Origin of the sequence: Parasphingopyxis algicola (assembly GCF_013378075.1) — a bacterium.
Classification (GTDB): Bacteria; Pseudomonadota; Alphaproteobacteria; order Sphingomonadales; family Sphingomonadaceae; genus Parasphingopyxis; species Parasphingopyxis algicola.
The window spans coordinates 1,890,197-1,908,245 of sequence record NZ_CP051131.1; the positions used below are offsets into that span (position 1 = coordinate 1,890,197).

11 protein-coding genes are annotated in these 18,049 nt (G+C 62.5%); 4 read left to right on the plus strand and 7 right to left on the minus strand.

What is annotated here, in order from left to right; genetic code table 11:
- Positions 1 to 70 precede the first annotated feature (70 nt).
- Positions 71 to 2,506 carry a TonB-dependent receptor gene (locus HFP57_RS09370; protein ID WP_176869521.1) on the minus strand — a complete coding sequence of 812 codons (2,436 nt, stop codon included), beginning with the start codon at positions 2,504 to 2,506 and terminating at the stop codon, positions 71 to 73.
- A 206-nt stretch (positions 2,507 to 2,712) separates the two neighbouring features.
- Between HFP57_RS09370 and HFP57_RS09375 the strand changes: the two genes are divergently transcribed.
- From HFP57_RS09375 to HFP57_RS09385, 3 genes are all read left to right on the plus strand, one after another.
- Positions 2,713 to 3,771 (plus strand): VOC family protein, encoded by a 1,059-nt coding sequence (locus HFP57_RS09375; RefSeq protein WP_176869522.1) that lies wholly within the window; start codon positions 2,713 to 2,715, stop codon positions 3,769 to 3,771.
- A gap of 8 nt (positions 3,772 to 3,779) precedes the next feature.
- Positions 3,780 to 4,538: an SDR family NAD(P)-dependent oxidoreductase gene (locus HFP57_RS09380; protein ID WP_176869523.1), complete on the plus strand. Its 759-nt coding sequence runs from the start codon at positions 3,780 to 3,782 to the stop codon at positions 4,536 to 4,538.
- 62 nt (positions 4,539 to 4,600) lie between these two features.
- Positions 4,601 to 7,075: an outer membrane protein assembly factor BamB family protein gene (locus HFP57_RS09385; protein ID WP_218135006.1), complete on the plus strand. Its 2,475-nt coding sequence runs from the start codon at positions 4,601 to 4,603 to the stop codon at positions 7,073 to 7,075.
- Between the two features lie 432 nt (positions 7,076 to 7,507).
- Here the strand turns inward: HFP57_RS09385 and HFP57_RS09390 are convergent, their stop codons facing one another.
- Genes HFP57_RS09390 through HFP57_RS09400 form a run of 3 tightly spaced genes read right to left on the minus strand, consistent with a single transcriptional unit; the run spans position 7,508 to position 10,582 of the window.
- Positions 7,508 to 7,822, minus strand: a complete 315-nt coding sequence (locus HFP57_RS09390; RefSeq protein WP_425500703.1) for a 2Fe-2S iron-sulfur cluster-binding protein — start codon at positions 7,820 to 7,822, stop codon at positions 7,508 to 7,510.
- 28 nt (positions 7,823 to 7,850) lie between these two features.
- On the minus strand, positions 7,851 to 9,104 hold the full coding sequence (locus HFP57_RS09395) for a cytochrome P450 (RefSeq protein ID WP_218135007.1): 1,254 nt from the start codon (positions 9,102 to 9,104) through the stop codon (positions 7,851 to 7,853).
- 20 nt (positions 9,105 to 9,124) lie between these two features.
- Positions 9,125 to 10,582, minus strand: coding sequence for a coniferyl aldehyde dehydrogenase (locus HFP57_RS09400; RefSeq protein WP_246263000.1), 1,458 nt, complete (start codon positions 10,580 to 10,582; stop codon positions 9,125 to 9,127).
- 205 nt (positions 10,583 to 10,787) lie between these two features.
- Between HFP57_RS09400 and HFP57_RS09405 the strand changes: the two genes are divergently transcribed.
- Positions 10,788 to 11,306 carry a winged helix DNA-binding protein gene (locus tag HFP57_RS09405; protein WP_218135008.1) on the plus strand — a complete coding sequence of 173 codons (519 nt, stop codon included), beginning with the start codon at positions 10,788 to 10,790 and terminating at the stop codon, positions 11,304 to 11,306.
- A 20-nt stretch (positions 11,307 to 11,326) separates the two neighbouring features.
- Here the strand turns inward: HFP57_RS09405 and HFP57_RS09410 are convergent, their stop codons facing one another.
- The 3 genes from HFP57_RS09410 to putA form a co-directional block, all read right to left on the minus strand.
- Complete coding sequence (locus tag HFP57_RS09410) at positions 11,327 to 11,743, minus strand: nuclear transport factor 2 family protein (protein ID WP_176869526.1); 417 nt, start codon at positions 11,741 to 11,743, stop codon at positions 11,327 to 11,329.
- Positions 11,744 to 11,771: 28 nt separating this feature from the next.
- Complete coding sequence (locus HFP57_RS09415; protein ID WP_176869527.1) at positions 11,772 to 14,216, minus strand: TonB-dependent receptor; 2,445 nt, start codon at positions 14,214 to 14,216, stop codon at positions 11,772 to 11,774.
- A 128-nt stretch (positions 14,217 to 14,344) separates the two neighbouring features.
- On the minus strand, positions 14,345 to 17,992 hold the full coding sequence (gene putA, locus HFP57_RS09420; RefSeq protein WP_176869528.1) for a trifunctional transcriptional regulator/proline dehydrogenase/L-glutamate gamma-semialdehyde dehydrogenase: 3,648 nt from the start codon (positions 17,990 to 17,992) through the stop codon (positions 14,345 to 14,347).
- Positions 17,993 to 18,049: the final 57 nt, after the last annotated feature.

The following is an 18,049-nucleotide window of genomic DNA, read 5'->3' on the forward strand; positions in this document are numbered from 1 at the left end:
GGTACACCAAAAAAAGGCCGGCCGACGCCAATGCGTCAGGCCGGCCTTGCCATGGGAGAGAGGCGAAGGATCAGAAGCGGATCGTCGCTTCGATGCCGTAGGTGCGCGGTTCGAGGATAACGACTTCCCTGAACCGCCCGACCAGCCGTCCGGCAGGCAGGACCCGGGTGATGTCGTCATTGTCGAACAGGTTCTTCACATAGCCGCGAATTTCCCATCGGCCGTCATTCGACGCCAGCAGCAGCTTGACGTCCGTCTGGCTGTAACCGTCGAATTCGTCGACGGGCTTGTTGAATATCGACGAGGTAAATGCGCTCTGCTGATAATGGTCGATCCGCGGCGTGAGCGTCCAGTCGCCGAGCGGTATCTCGTACTGCGCGCCGATCGCCAATGTATAGTCGGGCGAGAATGGCAGTTCGTTGCCGTTGAGATCCTGCAGTACGCCGGCCGGGGTAATCTCGGCGACAACCGCGCCCGGCGCGGTGGCGAACGGATCGGTTTCGTCGATCGACTTGAAGTCCACCACTTCGGTGTTGAGATAGGCGATGCTGCCGTCCAGCCGCAAACGATCGGTCGGCCGGACGACGAATTCGGCCTCGACGCCGAAGACCTCGGCATCGGTGTTGACGGTCAGCGCCGCCGACCGGGACGTTTGGCCGATCTGCAAATCCTCGTAATCGTAGTAGAAAGCCGAAACATTGGCGCTGAACGTGCCGTCGCTTGTCGTACCCCTGAGCCCCACTTCCAGCGCGTTCAGGAATTCCGGATCGAAGCCCGCCGTTTCCACGCCGACCTGGCCAGGGTTGATGCCGCCGGCCTTGTAGCCGCGCGACAGGCTGACATAGCCGAGAACGTCGGTCGACAATCGGTGATCGAGCACCAGCCGGCCGGTCACCACGCCTCTTTCGAACTCGCCGAAGGTGAAGGGAGGCGCACTGCCATCTGGCTGCGGATTGAAGAAGATCTGCCGGGTCTGGATCGTCTTGTCGTCATGCGAATAGCGCAGGCCACCGGTCAGGCGGGTGTCGTCGGACAGATCGAAATAGACCTCGCCGAAAAAGCCGAAGGATTCGGTCGTCACCGGATCGGACTCGATCAGTACGGCATCGAAAATATCGCTGAGCCCGAGCTGTTGCTGGCGGGCGGCGATCGTTACATGTGTGAAATCGGCCGATGACGAGCTGCGCCGGTCGAAATAGTTACCGCCGATCATGAAGTTCGCCGGCCCCGCGAAATCGGAGGCAAGGCGCACTTCCTGGAAATACTGCCGCGCCTCGCTCATGTCCCGGCGGCCCGCGAGGATCGCATTGGTGGTGATCGGATTGCCATTGGCGAAGAAATCGAACGTGACCGGTGTCGTCAGACCCAGCGACGGCACGAAACGGTCGAAGTCCTTGAACGCTTCGCGCTCGATTTCCTGGTAGCCGGTCAGCGAGGTCAGGGTGAGGTCGCCGAAGTCATGGCTGATTTCGAGCGAGGCATTCCACTCCTCGACATAATAGGTCGGGTCGACATCCTCGTTGAGCAGCCGGGTGTCGGACGGGTTGACGCTGTCGGCGTAGAAATTGACCGCGGCTGGCCCGAAGCCGGTGGCGATGGTTCCCGTGACAGCGCCGAGGGTATTGTACAGCGTGTTGCGCGAATCGGGCACGCCGAAACCGACTTCCAGCGGCGAGCAGCCCAGTGCCAGATCCGGCTCGCATAACACCTTCGTCCGCGGGAGACGCCGGTCATCTTCCCGAAAATAGGAGATTATCAGGTCCGCCCGGGTATCGCCGACCTCCAGCCGGGTGCTGCTGCGAATTCCGAACATCTCGCGGTCATCGACATCCGTGCCGGTAAACAAGTTCGTCGCATAGCCATCGCGGTCGAGATAGAAGCCCGCGACGCGCGTGGAGAAACCGTCGGCCAGCGGCAAATTGACGGCGCCGCGAAGATCGAAGGAATTGAAGTTGCCGTAGCCGGCGGTGACATAGCCTTCGAACTCGTCGGTGGCCCTTTGCGTGATGATATTGAGAACGCCGGCCGTGGTATTGCGGCCATAGAGCGTGCCCTGCGGTCCGCGCAGCACCTCGATCCGCTCGATATCGTAATATTCGGCTTCGGTGGCCGCGGAACCGATATAGACCCCGTTGACATGATAGCCGAGGCCGGATTCCGACGTTGCCGAGATCGCCAGGTTGCCGACGCCGCGCAGCGACGCGCCGAACGTGTCGAGCGTGAGATTGGGCACCGAGAAACTCAGATCGACGGCATCGTCGATCACCTTGTTGTCGATGTCCGCGCTGCTGAACGCCGAAATGGCGATCGGCACGTCCTGAATATCCTCCGACCGCTTCTGGGCGGTCACGATGATCACATTGGCGTCTTGAGGCGCGAGCGATGATTCGGCTGTTTCGTCCGCACCGGCCTGTGCCGCTGCAGGCGCCGCATAACCGGCCAACGACAACGCACCCGTGCCGCCAAGCAAGGCAATTTTCGCGATTTTCGTTCCGATGATAACCATAATCCCTCCCAAAGGTTTAGTGGACTTTTTGTCCTTTTAACCGGGCCTATAGACTCAGAATCCGAACTTGAAAAGCTTTTAATTTGACTATAAGTCCATTTCTAGACTATGTGCGATCAACCGGGCCGGGGCGTAGCGGGTTTTCGCTGGACGTTACCGGCCCGGTGCGGCGAACGTGAGCAGCTCAAACAGCGCGAGGTAGAAGAGTGAAGATAATCAGGAATGCCATCGCCCTCCTATCGGGCGTCGTCCTCGCCGGATGCGGAATGCTCGGCGGACAGCCCGAACCGTGGGAGCCCGACCCGATCATTCGCGGCGTCAGCTATATCGGCGTGACCGTCGACGATGTGGACGCGGCCGAGGCCTATTACAGGGATGCGGTGTCCGCCGAAACGCTCGGCGACAGCGTTCTCGAGGCCGGCAACACCCTTGCAGGCCTGTTCGCGGACGGAGATGCCGCCGCGCAGACGCGCCTTGTCCGGAGAACCAACGCGCAGCTGCGCCTGATGGCGTTCGCGGAGCGCTCGCCCGAGGGCGCGGCGACATCCGCAGTGCCGGTTCAAGGGCCCGGCATCGCCCATGTCTGCTTCCAGGTGGCCAGAGAGACGAACGTCTATGCGCGCATCCTTGCGGCGGGCGCGAACCCCATCGGACATGAAGAGCTGGTCCAGCTCAACGACGAGAACCCGGTCCATTACGGCTATGTGAGGGATCCGTACGGGATCATCACCGAGATCGAGGAAGTCGATCTTGCCGCGCTCAACCTGCCCGAGCCGCCAAGAAACGAATATCGCGTGCGGCACGTTTCGCTCGCCACCCCCGATCTCGATCGCATGATCGATTTCTATTCGGCCTTTCTCGGCGGACAGGAGCCTCGGCACGTCGGCTGGCTCCGGGCCGTTTCGGGCGATACCGTGGACATGGTGTCCGGTCTGGAAGGCAGCGAGATCGAAATGGCGTGGTTTCAGCTGCGCAATCTCGAGATCGAGATTTTCCAGTATCACAGCCATCCCACCGAGCGCCCGGCCGAGCCGCGGCCGCTCGATGCGCCCGGCTACAACATGATCGTGTTCGATGTTTCGGACGTCGAAGCGGCGCGCCAGCGCCTTATCGATGCGGGCGGCGAAATCGTGACCGAGGCCGGCCCACTCGACGGCGGCGAAATCATCTTCGGCCGCGATCCGGACGGCAATCTGATCGGTCTGCAGACGCTATCGGCAAGTTCGGTCTTCTCGGCAGAGAATTTCCCAGACAACGGTATTTAGGAATTAGGATGTTCGATTTGACGGACAAGGTCGCCCTCGTAACCGGCGGCAATGGTGGACTGGGCCTGGCCTATGGCAGGGGCTTGGTGAAATGCGGCGCCAAGGTCGCGATCTGGGGTCGCAATCCCGAGAAGAATGCCGTCGCCGCCAAGGAGCTGCGCGCAATGGGCGGCGACGTCGAGGCGTTTGCCTGCGACGTGACGGACGAGGCCCGGATCGACGAAGCGTTCGCGCAAACGATATCGCGCTTCAGCAAGGTCGACAGCTGCTTCGCCAATGCCGGCGGCGCTGGTTTCCGCGGCATGTCGCACCTGACGAGCCGCGAGACATGGCTCGAAGCGATCGACCTCAACCTGATGAGCGTAGTGCAGACCTGGAAACCCGTCACCGACCATTTGCTCGCGCGCAAGGAAGGCGGCCGGCTCGTCGTTACGTCCTCCGTCGCCGCTCTCATGGGCACGGGGGGAGCTGCCGGCTATTCGACCACCAAGGCGGCTGTTCTGGGCCTTGTGCAGGCGCTCGCCGTCGAACTCGGCCAGGCGGGAGTTCGGGTCAATGCGATCCTCCCCGGCTTCATCGAAACCGAGATGTCGACGGACACCAGCCAGGAATTCCAGGATGCATGCCGCCGCCGCTCGGTCATCGGACGCATCGGCGAGCTTGAGGATATGGAGGGCATCGCGGTGTTCCTCGCCTCTGAACATAGCGATTTCATGACCGGTCAAAGCATCGTACTCGATGGCGGTCATACGATCTTTCCCATGTAACCGATGACGATGGACGGCCTGTACCCTGTCGATCGTTATCCGAAACAAGGCGGCGCCGGCATATGATCTTTTCCAAAATCACGCATTGGATTTACATCGTCCTGCTGCTGCTGATCGGCTTGCTGCTGGCGGTCCCGGGCGGATTTCTCGTCTATCTCGGCGGCAGCCCCTATTATGTCCTGGCGGGGCTCGCGACGATCGCGGTTGCCGTGCTGATGATGCGGCGCATGCCGCTCGCGATGGCGGTTTATGGCGGCATTCTGGCCCTCACCATCATCTGGTCCCTGTTCGAAGCGCGCCTCGATTTCCTCGCTCTGCTGCCGCGCATCGCGGCCTGGCTCGTGCTCGGCCTCTGGTTTCTGACCCCCTGGTACCGCCAATCGCTCGTACGCGGCGAAGCGGACGGCGAAACCGGCAGCGAAACCGCGCAGCCCAATCGCTGGCTGATCGGCGGCCCCAGCCTTGCGGCCGTCGTCCTGCTGCTGGTCGCGAGCCTGCAAGGCTATGTCCGGAACGGCACCGGTACGGTCCGCTCCGAAGATCCCGCGCAACTGGCCACCGACTGGCGCCACTATGGCAACACGCCCGGCGGCACGCGCTTTGCCGCGATCGAGCAGATCAATACCGATACGGTCGGCAATCTCCGGGAGATCTGGCGGTATCGCACCGGTGTGGAAGAGGATTTCAAGGCGACGCCGCTTGCGATCGGCGATCGGCTTTATCTCTGCGCCGCGCGCAACGTGATGATCGCGCTCGATGCGGAAACCGGCGAAGAGCTGTGGCGGCACACGCCCGACATCACGCCGCCCGACGATCACCAATATGCGATCACCTGCCGCGGGGTGAGCTATCACGAAGCGCCGGACGGCTATGAGGGCCAGTGCCCGACGCGGATCGTCACCGCCACCGTCGATGCCAGCCTGATCGCGGTCGACGCCGAAACCGGCGCGCCATGCGAAGATTTTGGCGTGAACGGCATCGTCGATCTGCGCGAAGGCATGGGCGAGCATTTGCCGCGGGAATATTACCACACCTCGCCGCCGCTGGTCGCGGGCGACAATCTCGTCGTCGGCGGTCTTGTGCTCGATTCCCAGGATCTCGGCCTGCCGTCCGGCGTCGTGCGCGCCTTCGATGCGATGAGCGGCGAACTCGCCTGGGCCTGGGACGTCGGCAATCCGGACAATCGCGGCGCGCCCGCCGAAGGCGAAATCTATACGCCCGGTACGCCCAATGTCTGGTCGCTGATGAGCTACGATCCGGAACTCGACCTGATCTACGCGCCCACCGGCAATGCCAATCCCGACTATTTCGGCGGTGCGCGCCGGCCGTTCGACGACGAATGGTCCTCCGCCGTCGTTGCCATCGACGCGAGTAGCGGCGAAACGCGCTGGCGGTTCCAGACCGTGCATCACGACATATGGGACTATGACGTGCCCGCGCAGCCCGTGCTGGTCGACGTGACCCGCGACGGCGAGCGGATCCCGTCGGTCGTGATCCCGACCAAGATGGGCGAGCTCTTCCTGCTCGACCGGCGCGACGGAACGCCGGTCTTCCCGATCGAAGAGCGCCCAGTTCCGCAGGATCCGGAGATCGGCGAGTATCTCTCGCCCACCCAGCCATTCTCGCCGCTGCCCAATTTCCATCCCTATCGGCACGAGCGCGACATGTGGGCCCTGACCCCGATCGACCAGATGGTCTGCCGGATCGAATATCGCATGATGCGCTATGAAGGGATGTACACGCCGCCGACGCGCGGCGGCACGCTGATCGCGCCGGGCAATTTCGGCGGTTTCAACTGGGGCAGCGTTTCGGTCGATGCCGATAACGGCCTGCTGGTCGCGGCCCCGATGCTGCTCGCGCACCGGCTGCTGCTGATCACGCCCGAACAGATCGCGGAAGCCGGGCCGCGCGGCGCATTGTTGCTGGGCGAGCAGCATCCGGCTGTGCGGATGGACGAAAACGCGCCGATACCGGAGCCACGCGAACCCGCCGCCGACGATCCCTACGACCATGTGCGGATCCGGTATTTCGGTCTTCCGATACCGTTCATGTCGCGCCTCGGCACGATGGTGCCCTGTTTCGAGCCGCCCTGGTCCCGCATCGCGGTGATCGATCTCAACACAAGGGAGCTGCTGTGGAGCCGCCCGGTCGGCAGCATGCGCGATTCCGGACCGTTCAACATGCGGCTCGGCCTGCCCTTCCAGATCGGCACCGCGGTCCGCGCGGGCACGCTGACGACGCGCGGCGGGCTGACCTTCATCAGTTCGACCATGGACAGGACCGTGCGCGCCTTCGATCTGCGCACCGGTGAGGTGCGATGGTCGGCCGAATTGCCGGGCCATGGCCAGGCGACGCCGATGTCATACATCTCCGAACGCTCCGGCCGCCAGACCCTGCTCGTCACCGTGCCCAATCCGAGTTGGCGCTATCCGAGGGATCCGGCGACGGGCGAGTATCTCGATTCGCAGAGCATCCGCGATGGCGAGGGCGGATATGTGATCGCCTATGCGCTGGATGATGATGAAGAATCGAGATAAGCGAACTTTGGATCAGCTGGTGTCCGGCTTTCAACGTCGCTTGCAAAACTGCTCCAGAACATCCGCGTAAGAAAAGTTCGAAGCGACGGAGGCGAATCTCCCCAAGCTGGAGCGACCCCGAGACGAGATCGAAAACCTCACGCCGCTTTCAATGCAGTTGGGCTCTGTGCCAGCGTCTGAGAACAGATGCTTGTTGACACAAATCGTCGGACACCGGCTCCGCCATTCGTTGGAAATAGTCATCCATCAACGACCTGCATTTGTCCGCTCTGCATGGCCCAGCGGCTTTACGGCGTAGGGAAGAGTGTCGGACAACCGAAAAACCGGACGATTCGATGCGGAATCGCACGGTGTCCAGCGAACGCAGCGACGCGCGGATCGACCGCAAAACCCTTAGCTCCAAACTGTTCCCGCGCGATCCCGCCTCCGATCTCACCCCTCCGGCGGCGCGACCGTACACCGCAGGCCCGCCAGATCAGCGGACAGCTCGATCTGGCAGCTCAACCGGCTTTCGGCGCGGGAATGGAGCTGGTCGTCGAGCAGATCTGCTTCCTCGCCCGACCTTCGTCCAACCCGTTCGAGCCAAGCCGGATCGATATAGACATGGCAGGTCAAGCAGGACATATGCCCGCCGCACACGGCCTCGACATCGATATTGTTTTCGCGCAGCGCCCACATCAGCGGCTCGCCCTCGCCCGCGTCGATAGGATGTTCCACGCCTTCGCGGTCGACGGCAGTGATCGTCACCATGGTCGCGCCTCACTGCCGGCCCGTTTCAACGAACCAGCCTTATCGGACAGGTTTCGAGACCGTAGTTCAGCAAGCCGCCAGTCTGACGCGCCCGCGGCGCGGAACCCGGCTCGACGGCGCTGTAGCGATCGAGAATGCCGTTCAGCATCTGCGTTGCCTCGTTGCGGGCGATGCCCGAGCCCATGCAATGATGGACGCCATGGCTGAAGGTCAGGTGCCGGCCGATATTGGAACGCTTGAGGATGAAGTCGTTCGGCTGCTCCCAGATTTCGGGATCGCGATTGCCGGAGGCGAAGAAGATCGCCACCCAATCGCCTTCGCGGACCTTGGTGCCGCCGATCTCGGTATCCTGGATGCAGACGCGGTGCAGCCGCTGGATCGGCCCGTCGCGCCTCAAGCTTTCCTCGATGAACGGCCGCACGAGCGAGCGGTCTTCTTTGAGTTCATCGAAGAAATGCGGCTCTTCGACCAGCGTGTCAATCAGATTGCCGAGCAGATAACCGGTCGTCTCCGCTCCCGCGACGACGAGCGTCACGCAGAATCGGATCACTTCTTCCTTCGTCAGCATATTGCCGTCGGCCTCGGCCTGGATGAAGGCCGACATCAAATCGTCCGGCACGTCCTTGCCGGCATCGATATCGGCATAACGCTGGCCGACCGCGTCCTGATAATAGTTCCACAGCTCGATATTGCACTGATTGCGCTCTTCGGTGGTGAAATCGGACGTCACCATGAAAGCGTTGGCCCAGCGACGGAGCAGCACATAATCCTCTTCCGGTGTGCCGATCAGTTTGGTCATCACCAGCGCCGGAAGGTCGGGCGCGAGATTGGCCATGAAATCGACCTCGCCTTCCTCCTCCTTGTCGAGCAGCCGGTCGACGGCGCCCTGCATCCACGGGGTGATATCGGCCTCGACCCGCTTCGGTTTGAAGGCGATCTGCGCGATCTTGCGCAATTCGGCATGGCGCGGATCGTCATGATTGACGAGCATCAGCGTCGGCGCTTCCGATTCCTCCTGCATGATATCGCGCGAGGAAAATATTTTTGGGTTGCGGCAGACCTGGATGATATCGTGATATTTGAGCACCACCCAGGCCGGATAGGGCTTGTCCTGGCCCGGCACCGTACCGGGCGGATAGTCTTCGAGGCCGAACTGGATCGGCTTGTCGCGGAGCGCGTCGTAATAAGGATAGGGGTTGGCTATGACTTGCGGCGAATAGAGATCCTTCGCCTCGAAATCGTCGAGATCGGAAGCAACTGTCGCGCTGGCCATGGTCATGGAATCCTCTGTCTGAAAAACTATCCGTGTTTGAGCAGGAAGCGCGAGAAGCGCTCGAACGTGCGCCCATAGGGCGGCCTGAGCGCACCGCCGATGTCGAACGGGCTTTGCCGGTAGATGGCGCGCGCATGGCTGAACTGCCTGAAGCCGTCGAAACCGTGATACGCGCCCATGCCGCTCGCGCCGACGCCGCCGAAGGGCAGCGTGTCGATCGTATAGTGCATGATAACGTCGTTGATCGTGACGCCGCCCGACTGGGTATGTTCGAGTACGGCGCGGATCTCGCCATCGTCGGACCCGAAATAATAGATGGCGAGCGGGCGCGGCTGCCGCGCCATATAGGCGAAGACATCGTCCAGATCGCGATAGCTCTGGACGGGCAGGATGGGCCCGAAAATCTCCTCCTGCATCACCTCCATCTTCTCATTCGGCTTGAGAATCAGCGTAAGCGGAACGAGATTGTCGGCGCCCTCGCCGAGCCAGTCGAAGCTGACTATCTCCGCGCCCTGTGCTTGCGCGTCGACAACATAGCCGCGCAGCCGCTCGGCATGACGATCGTTGACGATCGAAACGAAGTCGGCCGCCTTCCGATCCTCGGGAGCGGACTTGCGCACAGCATCCCTCAACGCCGCCACGAAATCATCGATCGCCTCTTCGGGAACGAAGACATGATCGGGCGCGAGGCAGATCTGGCCGGCATTGAGCATCTTGCCGAAAATCACCCGTTCGGCCGCGAGCCGCATATTGGCGCGCTTGCCGATGAGCACGGGCGACTTGCCGCCGAGTTCGAGCGTCACGGGCGTGAGATTGTCGGCGGCCGCGCGCATGACATGCTTCGCCACGGCCTCGCCGCCGGTATAGAGGAGATGATCGAAGGGGAGCGCGGTGAAGGCGCGGGCGACATCGGGCCCGCCATTGACGATGGAGACCTCGCTTTCGTCATAGGCGGCGGCGACCAGTTCCTCGATGAGCCGAGCGCAAGCCGGCGTGGCCTCGGAAGGCTTGATCATCGCCCGGTTGCCGGCCGCCAATATACCGGCAAGCGGCGCAAAACTGAGGTTGAAGGGAAAATTCCAAGGGCTGATGCAGCCAACGACGCCGAGTGGCTGGTAGCGCACTTCGGCGCGCGCGCCGGCCAGCCGGAAGAGCGCGTCGACGGGCCGCTTTTCGAATTTCATCCATCGCCCGACCTGCTTGATCGCTTCCTTGACCGGCTTAGCCGTCGTCACGACCTCGACGAAGAAACTCTGCTGGGGCGAGCGATAGCCGAAATCGGCCATCGCCGCATCGACAATGCGCTGTTCATTGCCGATGAGCAGATCGAGCAATCGTCGCAGCCTGTCCTTTCGGACCGACGCCGACGGATAGGTTTCGGCGAGAAAGGCGGCACGCTGGGCAGCGAACAGCTGCTCCATACCATCGGCGTTTTTGCCACGGTCCGGATCGATCGACGCGGAAGCGGATTGTGCCAGATCCAACAATGCTCTCCTTGCAGCCATGCCGGGTGGATGGACCACGGACCGGGCGCCTGATTATTCTGGAGAAATATGCTAGCTCAAAGACAATATGAGTCAATAGAAAATATGTCTTATAGACATTGTTTCAATTGCTGTCTGTTCCGCTATGCTCACCGGATGGGGCTGCAAAGATTGCTCGCCCAAGAGAAAGCCTGGAAAGGGAATGATGACAAAGGCCAAAGACCCCGCACTTGCCTATCTCGATCTGTTTTTTCCCATCCATTATATCGTCGGCATGCAGATCGAGGACACGCTGCGCAGCGGGGTGCTGACCCGGCAGCAGGCCTGCATACTCTGGACGATCCGCGTTCAGGGACAGAACGGCCAGATGATGCGCCGCAAAGACATCGAGAAAGCGATGGCTTCCTGGTACGAGGTTACGAGTTCGGCGATTTCGAAGTCGCTACGAGCGTTGACCAAGCCGCCGCTGGATCTTCTCCAGATTTCCGAAGATCCGCGCAGCGGCCGCGAGAAGCTCGTGCAGTTGACGCCGCGCGGACGAAAATTCGTCGAGGGAATGATCCGCAACGGCGCCGCGCTGATGGACATCATGATCGATCGGCTGACCGATGAGGAAATCGCGAGCGGCATCCATTTCCTGACCCGCGTTACCGAAGTGTATCAGGACATCCGGGAAGAACATGGCGATCGCATCAACGAGGTCGCGGCGCAGACCGCAGCCTGACGCTTACCGGGGCGAGAGCGTCAACGCTCCGGCGTCTCGACTTCGGCGCACACGAAAGCCGCCTTGGCGCTGTCCTGAAAATCGCGAAAGCGGATCACCTTGCCGCCGGCGACATCGATCACATGCACATAATCGGAATCGTAAACCCGCCCATTGGCGTTGAGTTCGAGCGTCAGATGGCCGACCACGGCGACCTTGTCGCCATCGGCGATGAACTCTTCCTGCCGGAAGTCCTTGATGACGACGTCATTGGCTACATGGCCGAAAAAGATGCGGCATTTCTCCTTGCCACGGAAAAATCCGGCAAAGGGGATGACGGCGGGGCCATAATATTCGATCGTGCACTCCTCGGAGAGCACGTCGAACAGCGCGTCGAAATCGCCGCCATGGATCGCGCCATAGAAGCGGTCGGCAACGGCGCGTGCATCTTCACTCATCTTCGTCCTCCTTGCGATTGACAGCCGTTCAGAACCGGGCGCGGAATTCGACGCCATAAGTGCGTGGCGGCCCGAGCGGTCCAACGAACTCGGCGCCATAGACCGTGCCGGTCAGGATCTGGTTCGAGAAATAGACCTCGTCGGTCAGATTGTTGCCGAACAGCGCGATACTGTAGCGTTCGTCTGCCGTGGTGAAGGCGATGCGCGCGTTGAGGAGGCCGTAGCTATCTTCGGACGCCGCATCGATGTTGAACACGGTGAAGAAGATCTTGCTCTGCCAGCCATAATCGGCGCGCAGGGTTAGATCACCCGCCGTGCCGACCGGGATGTCGGCTTGGGCGCCGATGTTGAACTTCCACTCCGGGGCGCGCGGGAGGCGCAGCCCGGAAAGGTCGCGCAACACCGAGCCCGGCGGCTGGGTCAGTGGCGCCGGGCGCAGCGGCTCGGTCAGCTCGCCTTCGGTGAATTCGGCATCGACATAGGTCAGGCTGCCGTCGATCTGGAAATAGTCGCTGAGACTGGCGACGGCTTCCATCTCGATGCCGGTGACTCGCGCCTCGCCGACATTGCGGATGATCGGCTGGTTGCCGATAGAATCCTGCGCCTGGAGGTTCGTATAGTCATAGCGGAAACCGGCCAGGTTGAAGAGCAGCCGATCGTCGAACAGCTGGGATTTGAGGCCTATCTCATAGGACCAGATGGTTTCCGGTTCGAACGGCGTGCGCTGGCTGGAGCCGATATTGTAGCCGCCGCTCTTGAAGCCGCGCTGGACCGTCGCGTAAAGTAGTACATCCGGCGTGACCTGCCAGTCCAGCCCGATCTTCGGCGTGAAGGCGTCAAAGGTTTCGGGGCCGTCGACGGGCGCGACGACGAAGCCGAACGGATCGGGCATCACATTGTCGCGATCATCGCTGATCGCATTCGGGAAGAGCGCGGCATTGGGCGCGAAGCGCGCCGGCTGGCCGCCCGGCGTGGCCGACAGGAAGACAAGATCGAAATTCTGGAAGCCGTCTCGGCGCTCCCAGCTATAGCGGCCGCCAAGATGCAGGGTCAGCGTGTCGGTAATCTCGTAGGACGTATCGAGATAGATGGCGAACGCCTCGGTTTCCTGACTGCCGTTCAGGTGCAGTTCGCAGCATAAATTGGTGTCGGGAATGACGATCGGGAAGATCGGGATGGCCCCGGCATCCTGCAGATCCTGCAGGCCCTGGCGCAATATCGGCTCCCAGAAATCGCCGAAGATATCGTTGGTAATGTCATTCTCTTCCTCGAAATAATAGCCGCCCACTATCCACTGAAACCGCCGGTTTTCAGGTGAGGTCAGTTGGACGTCGATGCTCCATTGCTGATGATCCTCGGCCCGCCGGTAGATGTTGACGAACTGATCGGACAGATCGAACTCGTTCTGGAAATCGGGGTTGCTGTCGCGATAGCTGCCGATCAGCGAGAGCGTGTAATCGCCGAGCGCCCATTCGAGATCGCCGGTGATGCCCCAGATTTCGGTGTCGTTGAAATATTCGGCATCGGCGAAGATATCGCGCGAGCGCGCCTCGGTAATCCGCCCCTGATTCTTCAGCGCAAAATAGGCGAGCGTCTGGCTGCCCTCGCGCGTCGCAAGCCAGTTCGGCACCTCCTCCTGATAGCCGAGGCTCGCGAAATGGAAGACGTTCGCCGTGTCATCGGCGCGATAGTAATCGCCGGTCAGCGTGAATATCGCATCGGGACCGATATCCGCCTGAAGGGTAAGCCGCATCGCGATATCGTCCCGCCCTTCGACGCGGCGCGTGGGGTTGGGTTCGCTCGCCGGCAGATTGCCACGCGGCAGGAAGACGGTCGTATAGCCGTCATGGTTTTCCAGATTGACCGCCGCGCGCGCGCGGAAACCGTCGGAAAGCGGGCCGCTGACCGCTCCGAAAAAGCCGGTGCGATCATAGTTGCCGAGGATGAAACGGCCCTCGGCCTCGAATTCGTCGGTCGGCTCGCGCGTAATGATGTTGACCGCCCCGGCCGTCGCGTTGCGACCGTAGAGCGTGCCCTGTGGGCCGCGCAGCACCTCGAGCCGCTCGACATCGAAAAAGGCCGGACCGATCGCGGCGGCGCGCGAAAGATAGACGCCGTTGAGATAGGTTGCGGTCGAGCTGTCATTGCCGGCGATGATGACGGGCGTGCCGATACCACGGATGAAGATCGACGTATCGCCCTGATAGGTCGATATCTGGACACCCGGCGTGAGCGCCGCGATCTGGTCGACCGATTGGATCGAGCGCGTCTCGAGCGCGTCGTCGGTAAAGGCCGAGACGGAGAGCGCCGTACTCTGCAAATCCTCCTCGCGCCGGCTGGCAGTGACGACGATCGGCGTCCCGGAAGATGGCTCGGCCACCGCCGAACCATCGGCGCCTTGTGCATTGGCAGGACTGACAAGACCCATGACCACAGCGGCCCAAGATACGCAAGCATAGTGGTACCGCACCATCGCAGCATCTCCTCCCAAGATTTATTATGTCGTTGCGACACTATTATTTGACGACATATTTAGTGTCAAGACATGATGGGTTGGTCATCTCAGGATGGGCAGGGCTGTCTGTGTTGAGAGACGTCCCTCTAGGCCACCGCCATCAGGCTGGCGTTGCCGCCCGCCGCGGTGGTGTCGATGGACAGGGCGATTTCCTCGAGCAGCCAGTCGGTCCGATATCCGCCTTTGCCGATGCCGAGCTGGACGATCGGGATCGGTCCGTCCTGGGCCGCCACGGCCTTGAGCCGGGGACGGATGTCCTTGCCCGTATCCTCGATCAGGATCTGGGCGAAAGGCCGCTCTGCCTGCCAGTCCGGTGTCCATTGCAGGCGCTGGGCGACCGATGCGGGGAGATTGGCGGCGAGCGCGCGGGTCGCGTCGTCGTCTGGCAGGAACGGCAGATTGCCTGTCGCGAAGATGGCAAGCAGCTGGTCACGCAATCCTTCCGCGGTCGCGGGGAGCAGCAGGACGCGGCCGCGCGGATAGACGCCATAGAGATTCTGCTCGCCGACCGGACCGGGGAGTTCGACGAAGGAATCCAGCCGCGGCGCCTTGTGACCATATGGCGCCGGCGCATCTTCGGTCAGCCGAACGAACCGGGCCAATTCCTCATAATCGGGATCGAGAACCGGTCCGCGTTCGATCGTCGTGCTGCGGGCCGCATTCCTGACCAGGCGCCCGATGTAGAGCGGTCCGCCAGCCTTCGGCCCGGTGCCCGACAGGTCGCGCCCGCCAAAGGGTTGCACGCCGACGATTGCGCCGATGACGTTGCGGTTGATATAGATATTGCCGGCCTGGGCGTGCGCGGTAACCTCGGCGATGGTCTCGTCGATGCGGCTGTGAAGGCCGAAAGTAAGGCCATATCCGGTCGAATTGATCTGCCCCATGACCTTGCCGAGATCGGTGCGGGCATAGCGCAGCACGTGCAGGACCGGACCGAAGACTTCGCGGCCCAGCTGACCGATATCCTCGATCTCGACAATTGTCGGGGGAACGAATGTGCCCGGCTTGGTATCTTCGCCCAGCCTCAGCCGCTCCACTGCGTGGCCCGCTTCGCGCATCCGATCGACATGGGTCTCGATCGTCTTGCGCGCCGACCGGGTAATCACGGGGCCGACATCGACGCGCAGTTCGTCTGTAGGACCGACGCTGAGTTCGGCCATCGCGCCCTTGAGCATCGACAACAGCTCGTCGGCGATATCGTCCTGCACGCACAGGATGCGCAATGCCGAACAGCGCTGGCCGGCACTGTCGAAGGCCGAGGCGACGACGTCGCGCACGACCTGCTCCGGCAGGGCGGATGAATCGACGACCATCGCGTTTTGCCCGCCGGTCTCCGCGATCAATCGCAGGGGCGATCCGTCGGGCAAGGTGCGTTCGGCCAATTGCCGCTGGATCAGCTTGGCGACCTCGGTCGATCCGGTGAAGATCACGCCGCAGATCTCGGGCGCGCCGACCAGCGCCGCGCCGATCGCGCCGTCGCCGGGCAACAGCTGCAGCACCTCTTCGGGAATGCCCGCTTCGTGCAGGATGCCGACGGCCTGCGCGGCGATCAGTGGCGTTTCCTCGGCGGGCTTGGCGAGCACGGTGTTGCCGGCGACCAGCGCCGCCGCGACTTCGCCGGTAAAAATCGCGAGCGGGAAGTTCCAGGGGCTGATGCAGACCATCGGCCCGAGCGGTTCGACATCCGCATCGAAGGTCGCGCGGACCTGCTCGGCGTAATAGCGCAGGAAATCGACCGCTTCGCGCACCTCGGCAATGGCGTTGGGCAGGGACTTGCCCGCTTCGCGCATGATCAGGCCGAGCAGCGGCTCCATACGCTGCTCGAGCAGATCGGCCGCTCTTTCCAGGGCACCGGCTCGCTGCTCGACCGGGGACTGCGCCCACGCGCCAAATGCGTCGGCCGCCTTGCGCGCGGCGTAGGCGGCGTCCTCCGGCAATGCCCAGACCACTTGGCCGACAACGTCCCGCTGATCGCCAGGGTTCGTTACGTCTGCGGGCGCGCGGGCGATTGCACGCCCGGCAATTATCGGTTCCGCGCGCCAATCGACCGAGACGCTTTCGCGCAGTTTTCGCGAAAGCGTGGCGAGAACCGTTTCGTCGCTGAGATCGAGCCCGCACGCGTTGCGCCGATCGGGATAGAGGTCGGCCGGGAGCGCGATCAGCGGATGCGGAGATCCGAGGGGAACGATCCGTTCCGCCTCTTCCACCGGATCGGCGACAAGATCGTCGAGCGGGACACCCTCGTCCCAGATCCGGTTGACGAAAGAGGAATTCGCGCCGTTCTCCAGCAGACGGCGAACGAGATAGGCGAGCAGCGTCTCATGGCTTCCGACCGGCGCATAGATGCGGCAGGGGCGGTGCAGCTTGTCCGGTCCGACGACCTCTTCATACAGCTCTTCGCCCATGCCGTGCAGGCATTGAAACTCGTAATCGCCGACCGCGAATTCATCTCCAGCAAGGCGATAGATCGTCGCCAGCGTCTGCGCATTATGCGTCGCGAATTGCGGGAACAAGACGTCGCGCGCGGCGAGCAGTTTTCGCGCGCAGGCAAGATAGGACACATCGGTATGGACCTTGCGCGTGAAAACCGCGAAATCGGCAAGCCCGTCCACCTGCGTACGCTTGATCTCGCTATCCCAATAGGCGCCCTTGACCAGCCGGACCATGATCCGGTGGCCCGAACGCTTTGCCAGATCGACGATCCAGTCGATGACGAAGGGGCAGCGCTTGCCATAGGCCTGCGCGACGAAGCCCAGCCCGTCCCATCCCACCAGCGCATTGTCCAGCGCCAGCGCTTCGAGAATGTCGAGCGACAGCTCAAGCCGGTCGGCCTCTTCGGCATCGATGTTGAAGCCGATATCGTAGCGCCTCGCGAGCAGGGCCAGTTCGCGCACGCGCGGCAGCAACTCGGCCATCACGCGGCCTGCCTGCGCGCGCGCATAGCGCGGATGGAGCGCGGACAGCTTGATCGAAATGCCCGGCCCCGCATAGACGCCGCGACCGTCCGATGCCTTGCCGATAGCGTGAAGGGCACGCTCGTAATCGCCAAAGTAACGCTCGGCATCCGCCATCGTCATCGCAGCCTCGCCCAGCATGTCGTAGCTGTAGGTGAAACCCGCCGCTTCGTTTCGGCTTGCCCGTCCGAGCGCCTCGTCGATCGTCTGGCCGGTGACGAACTGTTCGCCCATCATCTGCATCGCCATGTTGACGCCGCTCCGGATCACGGGCTCGCCCGAGCGCTTGATGAGACCCGACAGCGAAGCGCCCAGCCCGCGTTCGTTGATCGGCGCGACGAGCTTGCCGGAAACCACCAGTCCCCAGGTCGCAGCGTTGACGAAAATCGAGCGTCCGTCGCCAAGGTGCGAGCGCCAGTCGCCAGTGGCTATCTTGTCACGGATCAGCGCGTCGCGGGTGGCCTTGTCGGGTATGCGGAGCAAGGCTTCGGCCAGGCACATCAGCGCCACGCCCTCCTGGCTCGAGAGCGAATATTCCTTGACCAGGCCGTCCACGCCGCCGCGCTGCCTCTTTTGCCGGAGACGGTTGACCAGCATGCGCGCCGTCTCCGCGACCGCGGCGCGATCCCCCTCCGGAACACGCGCCGTCTCGAGCAGCGGACGGACGGCTTCGGGCTCGGGCAACCGGTAAGCAGCGGTAATCGCGCGGCGCAACGGCGTCGGAAGCGAAATCGACGGCGCGAAATCCGCGAACGGGCGCGTTTCGGGTGCGTGGTACACGGCGGATCCGATCGGAAATGATTGCTGTTTGGTGAGGCTTCGCAGGATGTGGGCAGC

What these genes read in the sequence shown, in the direction of transcription:
- HFP57_RS09370 (WP_176869521.1), bottom strand. Translation starts at nt 2,506, where the DNA reads ATGGTTATCATCGGAACGAAAATCGCGAAAATTGCCTTGCTTGGCGGC.
- HFP57_RS09380 (WP_176869523.1), top strand. Translation starts at nt 3,780, where the DNA reads ATGTTCGATTTGACGGACAAGGTCGCCCTCGTAACCGGCGGCAATGGT.
- HFP57_RS09385 (WP_218135006.1), top strand. Translation starts at nt 4,601, where the DNA reads ATGATCTTTTCCAAAATCACGCATTGGATTTACATCGTCCTGCTGCTG.
- HFP57_RS09395 (WP_218135007.1), bottom strand. Translation starts at nt 9,104, where the DNA reads ATGACCATGGCCAGCGCGACAGTTGCTTCCGATCTCGACGATTTCGAG.
- HFP57_RS09405 (WP_218135008.1), top strand. Translation starts at nt 10,788, where the DNA reads ATGACAAAGGCCAAAGACCCCGCACTTGCCTATCTCGATCTGTTTTTT.
- HFP57_RS09410 (WP_176869526.1), bottom strand. Translation starts at nt 11,743, where the DNA reads ATGAGTGAAGATGCACGCGCCGTTGCCGACCGCTTCTATGGCGCGATC.
- HFP57_RS09415 (WP_176869527.1), bottom strand. Translation starts at nt 14,216, where the DNA reads ATGGTGCGGTACCACTATGCTTGCGTATCTTGGGCCGCTGTGGTCATG.